This is a genomic window from Hydrogenophaga borbori, from assembly GCF_003417535.1.
Lineage (GTDB): Bacteria > Pseudomonadota > Gammaproteobacteria > Burkholderiales > Burkholderiaceae_C > Hydrogenophaga > Hydrogenophaga borbori.
The window spans coordinates 124,777-144,403 of record NZ_QVLS01000011.1; the positions used below are offsets into that span (position 1 = coordinate 124,777).

At 67.1% G+C, this 19,627-nt stretch carries 22 protein-coding genes; 7 read left to right on the plus strand and 15 right to left on the minus strand.

Going from position 1 to position 19,627, the window contains the following annotated elements; all coding sequences use genetic code 11:
• Positions 1–37: 37 nt before the first annotated feature.
• A complete protein-coding gene (locus DY262_RS16795; RefSeq protein WP_245981057.1) occupies positions 38–499 on the plus strand; it encodes a helix-turn-helix domain-containing protein in 462 nt (153 codons plus the stop codon).
• Positions 500–983: 484 nt separating this feature from the next.
• On the opposite strand, the gene DY262_RS21640 is transcribed toward DY262_RS16795, so the two are convergent.
• From DY262_RS21640 to DY262_RS16815, 5 genes are all read right to left on the minus strand, one after another.
• Positions 984–1,262 (minus strand): hypothetical protein, encoded by a 279-nt coding sequence (locus DY262_RS21640; protein ID WP_147326255.1) that lies wholly within the window; start codon positions 1,260–1,262, stop codon positions 984–986.
• Between the two features lie 77 nt (positions 1,263–1,339).
• The gene (locus DY262_RS16800) at positions 1,340–2,470 is read right to left on the minus strand and encodes a DUF4062 domain-containing protein (protein WP_116960260.1); all 1,131 of its coding nucleotides are present in this window, start codon (positions 2,468–2,470) and stop codon (positions 1,340–1,342) included.
• A gap of 92 nt (positions 2,471–2,562) precedes the next feature.
• Positions 2,563–3,123, minus strand: coding sequence for an AbiV family abortive infection protein (locus DY262_RS16805; RefSeq protein ID WP_116960261.1), 561 nt, complete (start codon positions 3,121–3,123; stop codon positions 2,563–2,565).
• A 75-nt stretch (positions 3,124–3,198) separates the two neighbouring features.
• On the minus strand, positions 3,199–3,672 hold the full coding sequence (locus DY262_RS16810; RefSeq protein ID WP_116960262.1) for a hypothetical protein: 474 nt from the start codon (positions 3,670–3,672) through the stop codon (positions 3,199–3,201).
• A gap of 78 nt (positions 3,673–3,750) precedes the next feature.
• A complete protein-coding gene (locus DY262_RS16815) occupies positions 3,751–4,503 on the minus strand; it encodes a hypothetical protein (protein ID WP_116960263.1) in 753 nt (250 codons plus the stop codon).
• A gap of 738 nt (positions 4,504–5,241) precedes the next feature.
• Between DY262_RS16815 and DY262_RS16825 the strand changes: the two genes are divergently transcribed.
• Complete coding sequence (locus DY262_RS16825) at positions 5,242–5,610, plus strand: DUF1428 domain-containing protein (protein ID WP_116960264.1); 369 nt, start codon at positions 5,242–5,244, stop codon at positions 5,608–5,610.
• A 130-nt stretch (positions 5,611–5,740) separates the two neighbouring features.
• Here the strand turns inward: DY262_RS16825 and DY262_RS16830 are convergent, their stop codons facing one another.
• From DY262_RS16830 to DY262_RS16850, 5 genes are all read right to left on the minus strand, one after another.
• Positions 5,741–6,628 carry an SDR family oxidoreductase gene (locus DY262_RS16830; RefSeq protein ID WP_116960265.1) on the minus strand — a complete coding sequence of 296 codons (888 nt, stop codon included), beginning with the start codon at positions 6,626–6,628 and terminating at the stop codon, positions 5,741–5,743.
• A gap of 36 nt (positions 6,629–6,664) precedes the next feature.
• Positions 6,665–7,522 (minus strand): helix-turn-helix domain-containing protein, encoded by an 858-nt coding sequence (locus DY262_RS16835; protein WP_181936544.1) that lies wholly within the window; start codon positions 7,520–7,522, stop codon positions 6,665–6,667.
• A 142-nt stretch (positions 7,523–7,664) separates the two neighbouring features.
• The gene (locus DY262_RS16840; protein ID WP_116960267.1) at positions 7,665–8,642 is read right to left on the minus strand and encodes a Bug family tripartite tricarboxylate transporter substrate binding protein; all 978 of its coding nucleotides are present in this window, start codon (positions 8,640–8,642) and stop codon (positions 7,665–7,667) included.
• Positions 8,643–8,696: 54 nt separating this feature from the next.
• Positions 8,697–10,673 carry a flavin-containing monooxygenase gene (locus DY262_RS16845; RefSeq protein ID WP_147326256.1) on the minus strand — a complete coding sequence of 659 codons (1,977 nt, stop codon included), beginning with the start codon at positions 10,671–10,673 and terminating at the stop codon, positions 8,697–8,699.
• 47 nt (positions 10,674–10,720) lie between these two features.
• Positions 10,721–12,040 (minus strand): carboxylesterase family protein, encoded by a 1,320-nt coding sequence (locus DY262_RS16850; RefSeq protein ID WP_245981059.1) that lies wholly within the window; start codon positions 12,038–12,040, stop codon positions 10,721–10,723.
• Between the two features lie 106 nt (positions 12,041–12,146).
• Between DY262_RS16850 and DY262_RS16855 the strand changes: the two genes are divergently transcribed.
• Positions 12,147–13,064 carry a LysR family transcriptional regulator gene (locus DY262_RS16855; protein WP_116960270.1) on the plus strand — a complete coding sequence of 306 codons (918 nt, stop codon included), beginning with the start codon at positions 12,147–12,149 and terminating at the stop codon, positions 13,062–13,064.
• 14 nt (positions 13,065–13,078) lie between these two features.
• Here DY262_RS16855 and DY262_RS16860 read toward each other — a convergent pair whose 3' ends face one another.
• From DY262_RS16860 to DY262_RS16880, 5 genes are read right to left on the minus strand one after another with little or no spacing between them, the layout of a single operon-like run.
• Positions 13,079–14,089, minus strand: coding sequence for a 2Fe-2S iron-sulfur cluster-binding protein (locus DY262_RS16860; protein WP_116960348.1), 1,011 nt, complete (start codon positions 14,087–14,089; stop codon positions 13,079–13,081).
• A 23-nt stretch (positions 14,090–14,112) separates the two neighbouring features.
• The gene (locus DY262_RS16865; RefSeq protein ID WP_116960271.1) at positions 14,113–14,592 is read right to left on the minus strand and encodes a GlcG/HbpS family heme-binding protein; all 480 of its coding nucleotides are present in this window, start codon (positions 14,590–14,592) and stop codon (positions 14,113–14,115) included.
• A gap of 32 nt (positions 14,593–14,624) precedes the next feature.
• Positions 14,625–16,124 carry an aldehyde dehydrogenase family protein gene (locus DY262_RS16870; protein WP_116960272.1) on the minus strand — a complete coding sequence of 500 codons (1,500 nt, stop codon included), beginning with the start codon at positions 16,122–16,124 and terminating at the stop codon, positions 14,625–14,627.
• Complete coding sequence (locus DY262_RS16875; RefSeq protein ID WP_116960273.1) at positions 16,121–16,969, minus strand: alpha/beta fold hydrolase; 849 nt, start codon at positions 16,967–16,969, stop codon at positions 16,121–16,123. Before DY262_RS16875 ends, DY262_RS16870 begins: the two co-directional genes overlap by 4 nt.
• A gap of 52 nt (positions 16,970–17,021) precedes the next feature.
• Positions 17,022–17,753 carry an iron-containing redox enzyme family protein gene (locus DY262_RS16880; protein ID WP_070399332.1) on the minus strand — a complete coding sequence of 244 codons (732 nt, stop codon included), beginning with the start codon at positions 17,751–17,753 and terminating at the stop codon, positions 17,022–17,024.
• Between the two features lie 192 nt (positions 17,754–17,945).
• On the opposite strand from DY262_RS16880, the gene DY262_RS16885 reads away from it, so the two are divergent.
• From DY262_RS16885 to DY262_RS16900, 4 genes are read left to right on the plus strand one after another with little or no spacing between them, the layout of a single operon-like run.
• The gene (locus DY262_RS16885) at positions 17,946–18,236 is read left to right on the plus strand and encodes a 2Fe-2S iron-sulfur cluster-binding protein (RefSeq protein WP_070399333.1); all 291 of its coding nucleotides are present in this window, start codon (positions 17,946–17,948) and stop codon (positions 18,234–18,236) included.
• Between the two features lie 17 nt (positions 18,237–18,253).
• Positions 18,254–18,577 carry a hypothetical protein gene (locus DY262_RS16890; RefSeq protein WP_070399334.1) on the plus strand — a complete coding sequence of 108 codons (324 nt, stop codon included), beginning with the start codon at positions 18,254–18,256 and terminating at the stop codon, positions 18,575–18,577.
• A complete protein-coding gene (locus DY262_RS16895; protein ID WP_070399335.1) occupies positions 18,574–18,855 on the plus strand; it encodes a 2Fe-2S iron-sulfur cluster-binding protein in 282 nt (93 codons plus the stop codon). The genes DY262_RS16890 and DY262_RS16895 overlap by 4 nt, the downstream gene beginning before the upstream one ends.
• 5 nt (positions 18,856–18,860) lie before the next feature.
• Positions 18,861–19,616 carry a sulfite exporter TauE/SafE family protein gene (locus DY262_RS16900; protein WP_116960274.1) on the plus strand — a complete coding sequence of 252 codons (756 nt, stop codon included), beginning with the start codon at positions 18,861–18,863 and terminating at the stop codon, positions 19,614–19,616.
• The last annotated feature ends 11 nt before the right edge of the window (positions 19,617–19,627 follow it).

Below are 19,627 nucleotides of genomic sequence, written 5' to 3' on the forward strand. Positions count from 1 at the left end.
CTAGCACATGGCCTGTGTTCGGTGCCACCCTTTTTTGGTGCCTGAACAAGCCTCTGACTCCCAGCTCCTTCTTGCCCAGTTGGCGGCGAACCTTCGCGCGCTTCGAGCCAAGGACAACTGGACTGCCAGCGCGCTGGCGGAGCAAGCGCACATCAGTCGGCGAATGCTTCAACTGTTGGAGCAGGGGGGCGTCAACGTCTCATTGGGTGCGGTGAACAAGCTGGCGCGGGCCCTGGGCGTCACAACGGGTTCACTGCTCGGGAAAAGGCCCATGGCCCGACAGGACGGTGCTGCCTTGATCGAGCAGGTTCTGGCAACGAACCTCGTCTCGGCGAGAAGGCGGTTGAACCTGACCCAGGAAACCCTGGCTCAGCAATCCGGCATCAGCAGAGCCGTCATCGCGCACATCGAACGACAGGCGCGCAACCCATCGCTTCACACCTTGGCGAGGCTGGCGGCTGCGCTCGATCTATCGCTTGAGGCCTTGTTGAGCCAATAGATCGGGCTGGGTCGAACGGGTTGTACTGATTGGCCGAGAGTCGGATTTGCAGCGATCTCGGACACTGGCCCTCAATGACAGAACGGCTGATCACGGCCAGGAGCGGCCGGATGGCCAAGTGGAAAGCAGTCGCTCAACGTTCGAGCTGAGCGGATGGCCGCGTTAGGCCGCTCTCGAGCGAGGGGTTAGGCGTCACTCCCCCGGGGCGAGTTCTTTCGTGGCCGCCGCCACCGCAGCAATGCGGCGACTGTGCCGAACCGAGAGCGCAATGGCGGCGAACCTTGCAAAGTTCTCCAGCACTTCGATAGGCGCGAGAGCATCCAAGTCTCCCCGGTGCCCAAATCGCAGGAGTCGTGAGAACGTTTGACACGCAAGAAGGGCTGCAGCGTCATCAGCAGTGACCGCGGCGTCACTCTGGTGCGACAAGCGGTTCCGGATACGGTTCATCGCTCGTATTCCTGACACAGCGGCGGCCACATCAGGGTCACCCGGGTTCAGGAGTTCGATCTTTTTGAGCGAAGGTCAACCTTGCCTTCTCGACCGGTCCGAGTGCTGGGTTCGCGCGTTGCAGGTTCTCTGTCATGAAGCGCTCGACAAAAAGATGCGCTCTAAGTATTCGACCGATAGCGTCGGTGTCTTGGTTCCAACGGCGCTGTACTTCGTTGACCTCTTCGGTCGCAAGTCTTTCGTACTCGGCTTGTCCGCCAAGCAGCTCCGCGGCGCGATTGAGGATCTGTTGATCGAGGTCGGGAGTGGTGGCCATCGTGACGCCTAACGCAGAGTTAACCGGCACGCCGAGGCAAGGTGCCCTGGCCTCGGCGTGTCCGGTTGAACGACTTGTTAACCCTCGCCTTTCGCTTCATCGTCTTCTTCCTCTTCCTCTTCTTCCTCTTCAACCTCGCCCGGCTGAACATCGTCTTCGATTGGCTCACGGTGGACAGCGCGCAGTTGAACCATTAGGACATCTCCGTACGGCGTGAGCGTCCAGTATGTTCCTCTGTCCGTAACGCTACGCTTCTTGTCGTTGATTTTGATCAGCCTAAGCGCGCGGAGTTGAATGATGCAAGTGTCGACTTCGCTAGACGCGTGGGAAAAGTCGACGAGACTCTTGTCTTTGAACGGCTTCTTCTCCTGGTAGACGCGGCGGGCCTCCTGCGTGATGAAGGCCTTGAGTGCACTTCGGAGGACAGCGTCGGTGGCCTCGTTGGTCATCGTCGGAGCGACCGCGGCGAAGATCTGATTCCAAGTCGGGTTGAGAGAGCCGCGGTATCTGACGTCCTGGTCGTGAGGGTAGCGAGAGTTGCGAGGTCGGGCCGTGAAGGTGACAGAGAGGTCGACTCGGTCCGTGCCTTGCGCAAGGCCCTCTGTCCCGGGCGGTGGAACCGTGTCGCGGGCGGTTGAAACAGCCTCTAGTTCTGCGACTCGATTGCGTAGCGTCAGGACCTCAACCAAGGTCGCGCCAGTTGGCACCTGATCGGCACGAACCCATCCAACCATTGGTTGGCGCTTGATGATCGCGGTTAGACCAACAATGACCTTTGATTTGAGGTCCTCAGCGTTCTTCCAGTAGACGCAAGTGTGGCGCTTCTCTACTTTCTCGCGGAAGGCGGTCAATCGCTTCCAAGCAGAGGCGTCAGTTTCTGTCTTGTCGCGCGGCAAGTTGTCGGGCTTCTCATGGAGCAACGGAACTACTGGCTTCTTTGTTGCCACGGCATGGTCGTACTCCTTCTCCGTGTAGCCGATACCAGTCTCATCTAGCGATCCGTATCGCCCGCCAACGATTAATACGTAGTAATCAGAGGCGTCAATGACATCCGTGATGAGTTGCCATGCAGATGCATCAGTTGCTGGAAAGAGTTCCATTCCAGCTGGCATGTGATCGAGCTCAAGGATGGCCTTCAGCACGCCCTGTCGCTCATCTTTGAGGTCCGTGAACGTTGAACTGACGAAAACTTGGTAGCGCTTATCCATGGCAGAGGGGTTGTGTGCGAGGCTTAACGTTTGAGATCACCGGATCGCGGAAGCGGGCTTCGCCCGCTTCCGCGATCCGGTGCAGCGACGGGTTAAGCGTCATCGCTCTGAGGCCTGTCCATACGCTCATAGACAAGGGGGTTGGTAAGGCCCTCCGAGCGCCAGTGAGCACGCAAGCATTCGAAGGCAAACTGCACCAGCGACTTCGCCTCATCTTCACTGATTGCGTCAGCAGGTCGAAGTGTTGCACTGCCGCGAGCATCCACATACGTTGCCAGGTTCTTCTTGTCGTATGACTTTGAAATCTCTGAATTGGCCTTGAGGAGCCATGCGACGTCTGTATTGCGGATGATGTCGGCGTCAAGACCGAAAGCATAGAAATGCCCGTTTTGAGATGCAATCTTGGCCTCATGAGACGTGAACCGCCGATTGACCTTCTTCCAATCGATTGGCTCACCTTGAGCTTGCTTTCCAATAACACCGACGACGATCGGGATCTTGCCCAACTCTTCGAAGCAGAAGTGAGCCAGTAGATAGGCGCGGCTGTACATGCCGTGCTTTAGGAGCAAATCGGCCTCTCGATGCAGCGCCTCAGCGTTGTCAAATATCGCCAACCGCAGCGCATGCAGGTCGCGCGTCGACATCTTGTCCATGACGCCTAACGTTCGACATGAGCGGCGGCGCAAAGGGCGCGCAGCGGCCTTTGCGCCGTCCGCTCGATGGAGGGGTTAGGTGTCACGGTTTTCAAGCTCCAGTAGCCGAGCCAACTCTTGAACCTGCAGGGCGGGAAAGGGATGCTCGGACCATTGCGCAGCGTAGCCACCTTCACCGAGAGTGGCTAGAACGTCTACCGCAGCCTTGTGCACGGCCTCTGCGAATGTGATCGGTAAACACGTGGTGTGGAACAGCACAGTGCCTTCACTGTCCGGCTTTTCTCCCCACAGTTCTGGGAATTCGAGGATCTTGAGCTCGATCTCGTTGATTCGTGGGCTGGTGATGACCCAGCGGTATTCCCCGGGCTCTTCATCAAAGCGGAACGTCACCCGGCTGAACTGCGACAGCACAGCGGTTGCTGCCAGCACCAAGTAGCGCAAGGCATCGGACAGATACGACGCAGTTACGTTGCACGAGGCGACCTCATCAGCGACCTTGCACTCCGACCAGCCGACGCCGGTTACGCGAAAGTCGATCGTGAGTCGCATGTGACGCCTAACGTTTGACATGAGAGGCGCTTGGAGGCCGAAGGCCGGAAAGCGTCCTCTCGATGGAAGGGTTAGAACTCACTGCGGAACGATTGACTGGAGTTCTGAGCTTGCAGGCAACTTGTAGTGCTTGAATAGTTCTCCTACGTTCAATCCAATTACCTTGCGAACAGCACCTAAAGAAAAGTTGAGCTCCCGCAGATCGGGGTGATCTGGCGTGGTGTTCATGTAATGGCGACACGCGCGAACGATGGAGTCAAGGATGACGTCTAGAGGTGAATCGGGTGCGACCTGCGAACGAAGAGAAGTGAGGGTAGTGCGAAGTTCCTTTAGGGAGTCGGCCACTCGCTTTGGGTTCTCTTGGTCGTAAGGAAGGTACAGGGCACCTTTGTCTTCGAGGATATGGAGCAGCTTGAGCGCGATTCCTTCGTCTGGCCGATGAGGAAGAAACTGCAGGACGATTCTCTTTCCGCCCTCCAAGCATTCCTTCATAAGCGCCTCGTGATCGCGCTTCCATTTCCTGAGGTGTTCTGCTGGATAGCTGTGACCATTGTTTTTGTCGACGAGGTCGGCGCACGCGCCGCACAGCCAGATTGCATTTCCGATTCCTCTGCGCTCTGCCTCAGTCTGCGACATGTCGTATCTTGACCCACCGGGACTCGCCGCACATATGTGGGCGGCTTCTCCTGTCTTGATGGACTTGTGTGCAGCCGCGCTGTCGGGGCCGATGGTCACGCGATGGCATGCCGGGTTGCTACAGATATAGGCAGATCGTTCTGCGATCTTGCTGACCACCTTGTCAGGGAACGAATGTCTGGTGTGTGCAGGCATGAGGTGGTTCGTGAGTTCTAACTCGTGGTTTATCCGACCGAACACCGGATACCCACAACCGCGGTCGTTAAACAAAGTCGCATGGCACCCAAAAAAGGTGTTTGAAATCAATCCTGTAGCGCAGCATACTGGATGCATGAACAGGCATAACAGATCCGACAAACCTGACTGGGTACCTCCCCGGTCCGTCAAGCTGCTCGATCAGGTGCACGAAAGGGTTCGCTACCTACATTACAGCCTACAAACCGAGAAGGCTTATGTCTAGCTGCCGGTGGCACGGCCAGCCCGCTGGATGCAATGGCATTTGAGAACTGAAGGTCCGATTTCCGGAGCGTGGGGGAAGGACTGGTCGGGGTCGGGAGCGGCTACTGGTGCGGCAACTCCCGATTGACCGCACCCAGTCTCAAACCGACATTCACCTTCTCGGCTCAGGGCCACCCATCATCCCCAGAAGTCAGTGCAATGCCTATGTCGCGGGGGCGCTGGACGACTGCGACACCGTCGAAACCGCGTCGCCCCATCGCGACCTCCGACCTCCTGCGGAACGAGCGGACCTCACCTCAAGGAATCCGCGGCGGTCGTTCATCCGGCGTGTTCAGCGTCCACGACGGTCCGCGATGGCAGGGGATCGCTGGCCAGTGGCAAAGCCTTGTCGATTTGTCGGTCTGTCGCCCGTCGTAGGGATGGGGGTGTTCTCTGCCGAGGGCGCCGACCCGACAACCCAACAGGAGTGAACCAATGTCTTACATCGATGGTTTCGTCATTGCCGTTCCCACAGCCAACAAGCAGAAGTTCATCGAGCACGCGCGTCAGCTCGACCCGATCTTCCTCGAGCTGGGGGCCATCCGTGTGATCGAGGGTTGGGGCGACGACGTGCCCGACGGCAAACTCACCGATTTCCGCCGTGCCGTGCAGGCAAAGGCCGACGAGACCGTGGCGTTCTCGTGGGTCGAATGGCCGGACAAGGCCACTCGCGACGCGGGGATGAAGAAGATGATGGAAGACCCGCGCATGGACCCGTCGGCACCGGGCAACCCGCCCATGCCGTTTGACGGCAAGCGAATGATCTTCGGCGGCTTCGAGCAGGTGGTCGAAGTGAAGGCTTGACGGGGGCGGCGGCGGCGCGCCGCCCGCGCGCGCCGATCAGCGCGAGGCCAGGCCCAGAACTTGCGCGCCGCTTCCTGCAGGAAGGCGGTGGACGAGACCAGCACCCCGCCGCCCATGGCGATGCAAGCGCTTACGGCGTCTCCAGCTCGAAAGGCGGTACCACGCGGCCATCGATGTCGGTGAAGCCGTAGACCTGTGCCAGGTCTCCCACGCGGAGCACCTGGCCGCTGCGCTCCAGCACCCGGGGATCGCTGGCCAGGGCCACGACCGCGCGCCCCAGGTAGCGGGGCGACTCCGTGCGGGCCAGTGCCGGCCGCTCGCGCCAATGGGCCTCGTCGGTCTGGTGGCCGGCCAGCACGAACTCGGTGCGCATCCAGCCCGGGGACACCGCCACCGAGCCCACCCCATGTGGCCTCAGGTCCTGCGCCATGCCGAAGGCCAGCCGCGTCATCGCCGCCTTGGCAAGGTCGTAGAACAGGTTGCCCTGCATGTAGCGGTCGCGGTCCCAGAACGTCGTGGTCACGATCAGTCCCCGGCCCTGGCGAACGAGCATCGGTGCGGCCAGCCTGCTGGAGAGCAGGTGATTGCGGACACCGCGATCGAACATCGCATCCCAATGCACCATCGGGCGCTCCCAGAACGGCGCCTGGAACACGCCATCGAAGGACTCGTGTCCGCCCCAGGCGTTGTTGACCAGGAGATCCAGGCGACCCTGTTCACGCATCACGCGGTCGAAGAGCGCCTTGACCTGCGCTTCATCCGTGTGGTCGCAGGCGACGGCAATGCCGCGCCCACCCATGCGGGTCACCTCTTCGGCCGTCTCGTCGATGCTGCCGGGCACCCGGTCCAGGTTCGACAGCGATGCGATCTGTTCGTAGCCCGGTGCGGCTTGCTCGCGCCGGCTGCGCCCGGTCACGTACACGGTGGCGCCGGCGGCGCCCAGTTCCGTGGCGCATCCGCGGCCGGCACCACGGCTGGCGCCCGTCACAACGGCGATGCAATGGGTGAGGCTCTTCATGTGCACAGTGAAAGTGGAAACTGGAAGCCTGCGACCTTAGGGGATACCGCCTTTGCTTGTATTGGAAGAATCCGAAACGGCGCGCTGCAGCAGTTGCTGCGGCGTCAGGCCGCACAGGGTCCGAAACTCGTTGATCAGGTGCGACTGGTCGTAGTACCCGGCGCACAGGGCAATCTCGGCCCATTGCGGCGCCTTGGTCGTGCGCAACAAGCGCAGCGTTCCGTGAAGGCGCTGCAGGCGGCGCCAGACACTGGGCGCCAGACCGATGTGCGAGGCGAACAGCTGCTGCACGCGCCGTTCGCTGAGGTTCAACTCGGCGGCCAGCGCCCGCAGGGAGACGCGGTCCTTCTGGGCGCCAAGGCGTCTGGCCGCGTGCTCCACCAGGCGGCGAGCGGGGTCCTGCGGACGCTGCAATGCCTGCAGCGACCGCAGGACGTGCCGAACGCGCGTGGCGTCGTCGGCTGCCGCCACCACGAGCTCGGGCAAGTCGCGCTGCGCCGGGGGGGCGATGTCGTGCCATGGCACGGTGAGCGCACACAACTCGTTGGCCGGAACGCCGAACAGCCCCAGGGTTGCCCCGGGGTTGAGCGTGATCGAGAGCCCGTGCATGTGGCCACTCATGGTGAGCAGGACGGGAGTCGCCCGTGCGCCGGCGACGTGGATGGACGCCGCGCCGCCGTGCAGCCCGATGAGCAGGCGCGACGCTCCGTCGGGCAGCACACGCTCGACGACCTCTCGATCGGGGGTGAACCGCTCCTCGTAGGCCATGACATGGACCACCGCCGATCGCAGGGCGGCCGGCACGGCGAACGCCGTCAGCGTGCTCGCCGGGACGGTGGTCTCCGGCGCGCAGGACGGGTCGTCGGGTAGTCGGACGAATAGGCGTTCTGGCATCCGGGGCGCGGTCACTGCGCCAAGTATGGCGGATCGGGCAACCGCCGGATTCCTTGATCTCAGCCGGCGGCCTCCCGCCTGAACCTGTCGCTGAACCCGTCGCTCACCCCACCCCGCCACCCCCAGCCAGCGCAAGCCCCTGTCAATTCAGGCGGATGTTCGCGCCGCGGATCACGCCGCGCCATTTGTCCGACTCCGCGGCCAGGAAGCGCTGCATCGCCTCCGGCGTCGAGCCCACCGCTTCCATGCCCTTGGCCGCGGTGCTTTTCTTGAAGGCCTCGTCCGCCAGCACGGCGTTGACCAGGCCGCTGAGCTTGGCGATGTGTTCGCGCTTCATGCCCTTGGGGGCCACGAGCGAGATCCAGGTCATGGCCTCGTAGCCCGGGTAGCCGGCCTCGGCCACGGTGGGCACGTTGGGCAGGGCCGAGGGGCGCGCGCTGCCGGTGGTGGCCAGGGCCACGATGCGGCCCGACTGGATCATGGGCAGCGCGGCCGTGAGGTCCAGGAAGCCCAGGTCCACGCGGCCGCCGCCGATGTCCTGCAGCGCGCCGGGCGTGCCGTTGTAGGGGATGTTCACCATGAAGATGCCGGTCTTCTGCTTGAACAGCTCACCCGCCAGGTGGTGGCTGGTGCCGGTGCCGTTGGTGGCGTAGGACAGCTCGCCGGGCTTGGCCTTGGCGCGCTGCACCAGGTCTTTGAGCGAGGTCAGGCCCGATTCGCGGCTGGCCACGATCACCACCGGCGCCTGCGCCAGCATGGAGATGGGCGTCAGGTCGGTCTCGGGGCGGTAACCCAGGTTGGGGTAGAGCTCGGGGTTGATGACCAGCGCACCGGTCACGCCCACCAGGATGGTGTGGCCGTCGGGGGCGGCGCGCACCACCTGGCCGGTGGCCAGGTTGCCGGCGGCGCCGGGCTTGTTCTCGATGATGAAGATGCCGTGGCCCTGGCTCTGCAGCTTGTCGGCCAGCTCGCGGGTGACGGCGTCGGCCGAGCCGCCGGGCGGGAAGGGCAGCACGAACTTCACCGGCTTGTCCGCCGGGTAGTCCTGCGCGGCGGCCAGCGTGGCGATGAGGGCGCCAAGGCCCAGGGCAATGAGGGAGCGAAGGGCGGACGTGAACATGTGTCTCCTTGTGGTGTGTGTCGGTGAAAGGAAGGGGAGGGGGCGGGCCCGCGCTCAGGCGAGCACGTGGTCCTCGGGCCTGAAGCGGGCGGTGAGGTTCCAGTACTCCAGCATGCCGAAGGGCCAGGTCTGCGCGGCGCGGCCGCTCTTGTTCTTGTACCAACTGCTGGTCTTGGCCACGGCCCAGGCCTTGGTTTCGTTGCCCTGGTCGATCCAGGCGTTGTATTGCGCGTAGGGCTCGGGCCGGCAGTCCACGGTCCTGTGGCCCTGGCTGAGCACGTGGCGCAGCGCGCGCAGGGTGTATTCCACCTGGCACTCGGACGAGAAGATGGCGCTGCCGTTCACCACCACGCCGGTGTTGGGGCCGCTGGTCATGAACAGGTTGGGAAAGCCCGGCACGGAGATGCCCAGGTAGGCGCGGCAGTCGCCGTCCCAGTGGCGGTGCAGGTCCTGGCCGGCGCGGCCGGTCACCTTCAGCGGGTAGAGGAAGTCGGCGGCCTTGAAGCCGGTGGCGCAGATGATGAGGTCCACCTCGTGGCGCTGGCCGTCGGTGGTGTGGATGGCGTTCTCGCTCAGGTGCGAGATGCCCTGCGTCACCAGGCCCACGTTGCCGGCCTTGAGCATCTGCGGCCAGGTGCCGTTGTCGCGCAGCATGCGCTTGGCGCCCGGCGGGTAGTCGGGCGTGGCGTGGGCCAGCAGGTCGGGCCGGTCGGCGAACTGCTGCTGCAGCATGGCCAGGCATTCCTGGCGCAGGGCCTCGTTGCCGGCGCTGATGGACACCGGGTGCTGCCACGCCGGGTCCAGTTCCACCAGGTGCAGGCGGCCTTCCACGCCGATCCAGAACTGCCAGAAGCGCACCCAGCGGCCGTAGCTGGGCACGTGGCCCAGCAGCCAGCGGATGCCGGGCTTGAGGTCGTCGTGGTAGGTGGGCGTGGGCAGCATCCAGGGCGGGTTGCGCTGGAACACGCTCAGGCGGCTCACCTGGGCATAGATCTCGGGGCCGATCTGGAACGCGCTGGCGCCGGTGCCGATGAGCGCGACGCGCTTGCCCTTCACGTTCACGTCCGGGCGCCAGGCGGCGGAGTGCACCACCTCGCCCTTGAAGGACGCCAGGCCCGGGAAGTCGGGGATGTGCGGCCGGTTGAGCAGCCCCATGGCGGTGATGACGAAGTGGAAGTGCTCCACGTGCGCGCTGCCGTCGGGGGTGCGCGCCGTCACCTTCCAGGCGGCCTGGTCTTCGTCGAACTCGAGCGACTCGACCTCGGTGTTGACGCGGATGTGGGGCCGGATGCCCGTGCGGCGCACCACGTCGAGCAGGTAGCGCAGGATCTCGGGCTGCTGCGAGAACTGCTGCGTCCAGTCCTGCTTCTGCGCGAAGGACAGGCTGTAGGCGAAGTTGGGCGTGTCCAGGCGGCAGCCGGGGTAGGTGTTCTCCCACCACACGCCGCCGATCTCGCGGTTCTTCTCGAACACGGTGAAGTCCAGGCCGGCCTGCTTGAGCCGGTAGGCGGCGGTGATGCCGGCGAAGCCCGAGCCGATCACCGCGACCTTGGTGCCGGCGGCCTGCGGGAAGTCGCTCACGTGCCAGCCGGGCGCGCCGCGGTCGTCGGGCACGTTGACCTCGTGGCGCAGCAGGTCCATCAGGTCCTCGTGGCCATCGCGGATAAGGAACTGCACGATGCGGTCCAGCCATTCGGGCGAAGGCGTGGGCGCCTCGGGGCAGCCGGCGTCGCGGTAGCGGATGAGGGCCTGCGTGGCCAGGGTGCGGGCCTTGGCCTGGGCCTCGGCCGACAGGCCGCCCTGCGGCGCGATGCGCGCCGTCATCGACGGCGAGGGTGGCTTGAGCTCGTCCGCCAGCAGGGCCGGGTCCTGGGTCAGCATGGCCAGGGCCGCGAGCAGGGCGGGCAGGTCGGCGTCGCGCACGGCGGCTTCGATCTCGGCGTCGGAGGCCGCGATGGGCTGGACGCGGTCGAAGGCGGCCAGGGTGTCGTCGTCAAGGGTCGGGGGCAGGTCCCCTTCGGTCAATCGCATGGTGCTTGCTTGGGCTCTCGGGTAGGAAGGAAGGCGAAGGGCGGTGTTCACGCGAACACGTGGGGCTGCGGGCCCGGCGCCCAGGGCAGGGGCCGGCCGTGGATGAAGTCCAGCCAGGCGCCCTGCACCTGGTGCGTGAGGCGCTGGCCATCGGCGGGCGTCAGCCCGGCGAGCAGGGGCGCCGAGGCGAAGGCGCCGTGCGTGCCGAACACGAAGGGCAGTTCGGCGCCGTGGCAGGCGCCGAAGGGCATGCCGTGCGCGCCGTCGAAGCGGTAGAGCCAGGCCCGGGCGCCGGCGCGCGCCGCCTGCGCGCCCCACTGGCGCGCGGGCGTGGCGAAGCGGCGCTCGGTCTCGGCCTCGTCCACCGCTGCGCCGGGGGCGGCGAAGGCGCGCATCTCGTCGCGGTTCCAGCCGGCGAGCACGTCGACCCGGCCGGCCGCATGGGTGGCCAGCGGCGCCGACAGGGGCGGCAGCGTGTCGCCGTCGAGCACCGGGCCGAAGAGGCCGTGGCCGTCGGCCGCCGCGCGCGTGGCGGCCACCACCTCGGGCGCGAGCTGCGCGCGCAGCAGGCGCTCCACCGGCAGGTCGCGGGCCTGTCGCAGGTCGGCCGCGCCCGCCGCGCGCAGCAGCGTGCGGCCGATGAACCGCGCGGCCTCGGCCGAACGGGCGCCGCGGCCCAGGGGCGCGCTTTGCAGGATCGCGCGCTGGAAGCCCGAGGCGCCGCGCAGGCCCAGGGCCGCGACGTTGACGCCGCCCGCGGACTGCCCCATGGCGGTGATCCGCGCCGGGTCGCCGCCGAAGGCCGCGATGTGGGTCGCCACCCATTGGAAGGCCAGCTCCAGGTCCAGCAGGCCGAGGTTGGCCACGCCACCGTCGGCCAGCAGCCAGCCCAGGGGGCCGAGGCGCGCGTTGAGGCCCACCACCACCACGCCGCCGCGGCGCGCCAGGGCCTCGCCGCTGTACCAGTCGAGCACGCCGCCGCTTTGCCAGGCGCCGCCGTGGCACCACACCAGCACGGGGCGGTGCGCCGCGTCGGCACCGGGCGTCCAGACCGTCAGGTGCAGGCAGTCTTCGGACTGCGGCGCCTCGCAGGCGCCCAGCACCGGGGCGAGCGCCGAGGGCAACTGGGGCGCGATCGGGCCGGTGCCGGTGGCGTCCACCTCGCCGTGCAGGGGCATGGGCGTGGGCGGGGCGAAGCGCCGCGCGCCGACCGGCGCCAGCGCGTAGCGCAGCCCGCCAAAGCGCGACACGCCCCGCCGCCGAAGGCCCAGCAGCCGGGCCTCGCCCAGGCGCAGCGCCACGCGCTCGGGCGGGGCGTCGGTCTCGGGCGAAGGCGTGGGGTGATCGGGGCTGTCGGTGCGGCGCACGGGGTGTCCCTGGGGGGCGTCGGTCGGCGGGGGGAAGGCCGCGATTGAAGTCCAGATCCGTTCATTCGTAAATCGATAGTTATTCAAGCATCCATAAAATGACTTCATGAATACGTCCCGCGTCACCGGCCTCACCCTGAAGCAGCTGCGCGCCTTCGTCGCGGTCTACAAGCTGCGGCGCCTGAGCACGGCGGCCGCCCAGCTCTACGTCACGCAGTCGGCCGTGAGCGTGCTGATCCGCCAGATGGAAGAGGTGCTGGGGATGCGCCTGTTCGACCGCACGACGCGCTCGCTGCAGCCCACGCCGGCGGCGCACGACGTGATCGAGACCGCGCAGCGCGTGCTGCGCGACATCGACTCGCTGAGCGCCGGCCTGGACGACCTGTCCTCGCTGCGGCGCGGGCGCGTCACGGTGGCCTGCACGCCGACGCTGGCGGAGGTGCTGCTGCCGCCGGTGATCCGCGAGTTCCGCGAGCGGCACCCGGACATTCAGGTCAACGTGGACGACTGCGCGCCCGACCAGTTCATCGCGCGCCTGATCGGCGAGCGCGCCGACTTCGGCATCGGCACGCCCGACCGCGCGGACGACGGCGTGCAGATGCAGCGCCTCATGGGTGACCACCTGAGCGTGGTGCTGCACAAGGACGACCCGATGGCGGCGCGCAAGTCGGTGCGCTGGAAGGACCTGGACGGCGTGCCCGTGGCCACCGTGCGGCCCGGGTTCGGCGTGCGCCCGCTGATCGACCATTCCGCCGCGCAGGCGGGCATCCGGCTCAACGTGGCGCGCGAGGTGTCCCTGCTGTCCACCGCGCTGTGGATGACGTCCTGCGGCATGGGACCGTCCATCATGCCGGCCGCCTATCTGCGCTACTCGCGCGACCCGAACCTGGTGGCGCGCCCCCTGAGCGGGCCGCGCGTCTCGCGCGACATCTACGTGCTGGTCAAGGAAGGCCGCTCGCTGTCACCGGCGGCGCGCCAGCTGGTGCAGGTGCTGCACGCGCGCATGAAGGCGTTCGCCGGCTGAGGGGGCGGCGCCCCTCAGCCCGCCACCAGTTCGCTCTGGAACAGGAAGCTGTCGGAGTAGAAGAAGGCCGGGTCGGCTCCCTGCGCCGCGAGCTCGGCCTTGGCGCTGGCGATCATGGCGGGCGAGCCGCACAGGTAGAAGGCGCACTCGCCAAGTTCGTTGCCCAGGTCTTCGATCACCGCCTGCTGCACGTGCCCGCGCCGGCCGCTCCAGGCCTCGCCGGCGCGCGAGAGCACGGGCACGTAGCGGAAGTCGTAGAGGCCTTCGCCCCAGGCACGGATCTCGGCGTCGAGGTAGAGGTCGGCCTCGGTGCGCGCGCCCCAGTAGAGGTGCACCGGCGGACAGTCCTCGTCGCCCCTGAGCGATTCCAGCATGCTCTTGAGCGGGGCCAGGCCGGTGCCGGTGGCCAGCATCACGATGGGGCGGTAATCCTGCGGGTGCAGGCGGAAGCTGCCCAGGGGCAGCTCCACCTCCAGCGCGTCGCCGGGCTGCAGCTGGGTGAGCTCGCCTTCGGTGAAGCGCCCGCCCGGGATGCGGCGGATGTGGAAGTCCACGCGTGCGCCGTCGGGGCAGGAGGCCATGGAGAAGCTGCGGTGGCTGCCGTCGGGCAGGTGCACGTTCATGTACTGGCCGGGGTGGAAGCGGAAGTCGGGCTCCACCGGCAGCTCCAGGCACAGGCGCGTGACGTCGCCGCACAGGGCCTCGACGCGGTCCACGCGCGCCAGCAGGCGCTGCGGCGGCGGGCCCAGGTCGGGCTCGACGCTCACCACCAGGTCGCCGCAGGCGCGCGCCTGGCAGAGCAGGGCCTGGCCGGCGGCGGCCTCTTCCTCGCTCAGGCCCATGGGCAGCTCGTCGTCGTAGCGCACCTGGCCTTGCACCACGCGCACGCGGCAGGTGCCGCAGGCGCCGTTGCGGCAGTCGTAGGCGAAGGGCACGTCGTGGCGGCGCGCCGCGCTCAGCACGGCCTCGTCGGCGCCGGCGTCGAAGCAGTGGCCGGTTTCCAGCCAGGTGATGCGGTGGGCCATGGCGCGCTCCGGCGACGGGACCATCAGTACTTCAGGTCGGCCTTGACGACCACGTCCAGGCCTTGTTCGGTCAGCAGGTCCTTGAGGGCCTGCAGCGCGGCCAGGCCGCAGGCGGTGTCCTGCTCGCCGTTGCCGCCGCTCAGGCCCACGCCGCCCACCACCTCGCCGTTGACCACGATGGGGAAGCCGCCGACGAAGACGGCGAACTTGCCGTCGAAGCTCCACTGGATGCCGAAGGCTTCGTTGCCGGGCAGGGCGGGTCCGTTGGGCGGCGTGTTGAACAGGTGGGTGGAGCGCTTGTGGCCGGCGGCCGTGAAGGCCTTGTTCCAGGCGATCTGCGGGCCGGTGACCCGCGCGCCGTCCATGCGTTCCAGCACGAGCGGGAAGCCGCCTTCGTCGGTGATGCAGACGGTCTCGGGCACGCCCAGGGCCTGGGCTTTGTCGAGGGCGGCGGCGGCCATGCGGCGCGCTTCGGGCAGTTGCAGCTTGAGAGCGGATTTCATGGGGTTCTTGTCCTTGTCTGGAGGGGGCGGGTTCACAGGCCGCGGTAGACGACCTTGGTCTGCGTGAAGAATTCCAGGCCCACGCGGCCGGACTCGCGGAAGGTGGAGGTGCTGGAGTTCTTCATGCCGCCGAAGGGCGCGTTCACCAGGTTGCCGGTGGTGGTGCGGTTGATCTTCACCGTGCCCGACTGGATGTTGTTGGCGAAGTCGTGCATGTAGCGCGGGTTGCGCGTGGCGATGGCGGCCGACAGGCCGTACTCGCTGTCGTTGGCCATGGCCATGGCGCTGGCGAAGTTGTCGGCCTCGATCACGGCGATCACCGGGCCGAAGATTTCTTCGCGCGCGATGCGCATGGACTGCGTGACCTTGTCGAACACGGCCGGCGTCACGTAGTAGCCCTTGTCGTAGGGCGCGCCGGTGAGGCGCTCGCCGCCGCACAGCAGGCGCGCCTCCTGGCGGCCGATGTCCAGGTAGTGCAGCACGGTCTCGAGCTGCTTGGCCGTGGCCAGCGGGCCCAGGTCCATGCCGGGCTGGTGGCCGGGGCCGATCTTGAGCGTCTTCACGCGCTCGACCAGCTTCTTGGTGAAGGCCTCTTTCACGGCCTTCATCACGATCACGCGGCTGGTGCCGGTGCAGGCCTGGCCGGTGAGCGAGAAGCCGCCCTTGATGGCGAGTTCCACGGCCTGGTCCAGGTCGGCGTCTTCCATCACGATCAGCGGGTTCTTGCCGCCCAGCTCCATCTGCAGCCGCGTGGTCAGGTGCACGGTGCGGTGGATGTGCATGCCGGCCTGCGTGGAGCCGGTGAAGGAGATGGCGCGGATCGACTTCGAGGTGGTGATGATGGGGCCCACGTCGCCGGCGCGGCCGGTGATGTAGTTGATGACGCCCTTGGGAATGCCGGCCTCGACCAGGGCCTCGACCAGGCGCAGACCGCTCAGCGGCGCGTCCGACGAGGGCTTGAAGACGATGGTGTTGCCGGTGATCAGCGCGGGCGCGATCTTGCGCGCCGGGATGGAGGCCGGGAAGTTCCAGGGCGAGATGACGGAGACCACGCCCAGCGGCTCGCGCTGGCTGTAGACCATCATGTTGCCGTCGTCCTGCGGGTAGGTCTCGCCGCCGAAGGTCTGGCCCTCGATGGCATAGAAGCGGAAGGTCTGGGCCGCGCGCAGGAATTCGTCCTTGCCGAGCGCGACCGACTTGCCCTCCTCGCGGCTGAGCTCCTCGCCGAAGCGCTGGGCGTTGGCCTCCAGGTAGTCGGCGGCCTTGTTCAGGATCTTGGCGCGCTGGCTCGGCGTGGTCTTGCGCCAGTCCTCGAAGGCGGCGGTGGCGGCGTTGACGGCGTCCTCCGCGTCCAGCGCGGTGGAGGCCTGGAAGCGGCCGATCAGCTCGTCGGTGTGGGCCGGGTTGCTGTTGTCGAAGGTGCGCGCGCTGCGGCACTTGACCCATTGGCCGTCGATGTAGTTCAGGAACTCCTCGACCGGCCGGCCCGGGGCGCTGATCTCGGTGAGGAAGGCTTCGGCTGTCGTGCTCATGGTGCGGGTGTTCCGGTGGAGGAGGAAAGCGGTGTCAGGAAATCGCCGAGGCAGTGCGCGAAGGCCTGCGGGTGCGTCAGCTGGGGGAAATGGCCCGCGCCCGCCAGGGTGCGGCGCGTGGCGTGGGGGGTGGCGGCCGCCAGGCGGTCCACGCCGGGGCCAAAGGCCTCGGGGCTGCGATCGCCCTGCGTGAGCAGCACGGGCAGCGGGCTGTGGGCCAGCAGTTCGGGTGACAGCGCCAGCCGCTCGGGGTCGCGCGACTGGTCGAGCCAGGTGGCGGCGTTGGCCACCCAGGTGGCGCGCATGCGCGCGTCCATGACCTCTTCCCAGGGCTGGCCCGTGAGCGCGACTTGCTCCGCGAAGACCCGCGCGCCGAGCGCGGCCTCGCCGTTGTCGATGAGCGCCGCCGCGCGCGCCATGGCCGCTTTGGTGGCCTGCGCCAGCGGCGCGTGCGCGGGCGATTCGCCCAGAACGCCGAACAGCGGCGGCTCGTGCAGGCACAGGCTGCGCAGCCGCTCGGGGTGCCGCGCGGCGTACAGCAGCGCCACGCAGGCGCCGTAGGAATGGCCGATCAGGTGCACGGGGCCCTGGCCGATGGCCTCGATCACGCCATGCAGGTCGGCCACGTCCTGGCTGATGTGCCCCTGCCCACCGGGCTCGGTGCTGCCGCCGTGGCCGCGGCGGTCGTAGGCCACGACGCGCCAGCGCGGCGACAGCAGCGCGGCCACGGCGTCCCAGGCGCTGTGGTCGTCCCAGGAGCCGTGCACGAAAACCAGGGTCTCGCCCTGGCCGGCGCTGCCGACCAGGAGTTCGACCTCGCCCAGGGGCAGCCGGTGGTGGTTCATAGGGGAAGGAGGGGCCGGGTGAGCGGGCCGCACCGCGGCCCGCCGCGGGGGCTCAGGCGGCCTTGGCCAGCACCGGCTTTTGCTGGGCGGGGGCCACGTAGTCGTTGTAGAGCGCGGTGGTGTAGAGCAGGCGCATCTCGGCGCCGATCTCGCAGATGCGCAGGCAGCGCTTCTGCAGTTCGGGCGTGTTGGCGTGCTCCAGCACGATCTGGTAGCCGCGCTCGCCGTGGATCTCGTCGGAGACGATGTGCAGGTCGAAGAACTCGACTTCCTCGTCGGTGAAGCCGTACTTCTCGCGCAGCGTGGGCGTCTGCTTGCGGTAGATGGACGGCACCTGCGACTCCAGGCCCACCACCAGGCCGGCCACGGCGACCACGGGGTCCTCGCGCATGGCCACGGCGTAGCACCAGCTCTGCAGGGCGCGCGTGGTGGGGCTCATGTTGTCGGCGTCGACGATGCGCTCGCGCGTGGTGCCGCAGGCCTCGCCGAAGCGGATCAGCAGGTCGGTGTGGCGGTCGCCGCCGATTTCTTCTTCATACATGTTGGCCAGCAGAAAGTCCTTGGCCTCGGTCATGTGGTCGGGGGTGCGCGCGTACAGGTAGCCCAGGTAGTCGGCGAAGGGGCCGACGTAGTGGTAGTGGTTCTCGGCCCAGCGCGCAAGGTGCTCGCGCGAGAGCGTGCCGCCGGCCCAGGCCAGGCTGAAGGGGGACTGGTTGGCGCTCTTGCCCTTGATGGCGTTTTCGAGGGCGGTGCGGAATTCGTCTCGGCTGAGCAGTTGGGACATGGGAGCTCTCCTGGTGGGTGATGGGTGGACACCGGCATCGGGGCGGTCTCTCGCGACCGATTGGCGTATACAGTATACATAGTGGTCGATTCCAAGGCAAAAACCGACCGAATCAACGGGCAAATGAGCGCCGTCGATCAAAGTATACTGTATACTTTCACCAAATCCAAGACCAGTCCAGCCCCTGCCGACATGCCCATCGTCACCTTCCACAAGAACGGCCAGACCTACCGCGACGAGGTGGCGCCCAAGAGCAACCTGGTGGTGCGCGCGGGCATCAAGGCCTATCCCTACCCGCACCTGCAGTACCAGTGCGGCATGGGCAAGTGCGCCACCTGCGCCACCCGCGTGTTGTCGGGTGCCGAGCACCTGCCGCCGCCCAACTGGAAAGAGAAGAAGCAGCTCGGCGAGCGCCTGGACCAGGGCTGGCGCCTGACCTGCCAGCTCTGGATCGAGCACGACATCGAGCTCCAGCAAGACTGATACCAAAGGCCCGCGCCATGACCACCTATGTGATCCTGACCAGCAAGCCCGGCCAGTTCCGCACCGAGCCGAGCGACGGCCTGGTGCCGGTCGAGGCCTGGGACTACCACTGCGACGGCCGCGTGCGCGCCCGCTTCCTCGTGGCCGAGCTGCCGGCGCCCACGCGCGTGCGGGTGATCGATGAAAGCGGACAGGACACCGTCAACTCGGTGCCCTCCAAGTTCCTTGAATCCTTCGCGGACCTCGAATCGGCCCGCCGCGAGCTGCGCAACCTGTGCAGCTACGGCAGCACGCAGGCCGAGCTGCGCCCCCGCGATCCCGCAGCCTTCAACACGCCATGACCGTCAACATCACCTTCATCAGCAACGACAACAAGCTTGTCAGCGCGCCGGACAACAGCAACCTGCTGCGCGTCTCGCTGCGCGAGAAGGGGGGCATTCCCTTCAAGTGCGGCGGCGGCCTGTGCGGCACCTGCAAGTGCCGCATCGAGCAAGGGCTGGACAACACCGACGAGGTGAAGGCCAAGGAGCGAAAGCACCTGAGCGACGAGGACCTGGCCGCGGGTTTCCGCATGGCCTGCCAGACCTTCGTGAAGGGCGACATCGCCGTGTCCTGGTGAGCGCCATGGACTGGCTGTCCACCGAGCTCGTGCGGGGCGTCAGCGGCCTGCACTACCTCGCAGCCGGCGTGCTGGTGCTGGTCGGTGCCTGTCTGCAGGGCGTCAGCGGCCTGGGCTTCGCCATGTTCGCCGCGCCCCTGGCCGCGATGTGGTTCCCCGAGCTGGTGCCCGGCCCGCTGCTGGTGCTGAGCTGCCCGCTCGCGCTCATGGGCGGCCTGCGCGACCGCGCGGACATCCAGTGGAACCTGGCCAGCGTGGCCGTGGCCGGCCGCCTCGGCGGCACGGTGCTCGCGGCGGCCTGCCTGGTGCTGCTGCCGGTGAAGACGCTGTCGCTGATGTTCGCGCTGCTCATCCTCACCGGCGTGAGCCTGAGCCTGACCGGCTGGCGGGTGATGCCCTCGCGGCGCAACATGGCCGTGGCCGGTGTGGCCTCGGGGATGATGGGCACCATCACCTCGGCCGGCGCGCCGCCGTTCGCCATCGCCATGCAGAACATGGGCGCGGCCCAGCTGCGCGGCACCTTCGGCGCCATCTTCTTCATCGGCTCGGCGGTGTCGATCACGGTGCTCACCGTGGTGGGCCGCATGGGCGCCCACGAGTACCTGCTGAGCGCCCTGCTGATGCCGTGGATGTTCGCCGGCTTCTTCGCCTCCAACCCGATCAAGCGCTTCGTGCCCGCGCCGCTGGTGCGCAAGATGCTGCTCGCCATGGCGGCGATCGGCGCCATCGTCGTCCTGCTGCGCACGCTGTCCGCGGCCTGAACCCCTCACCA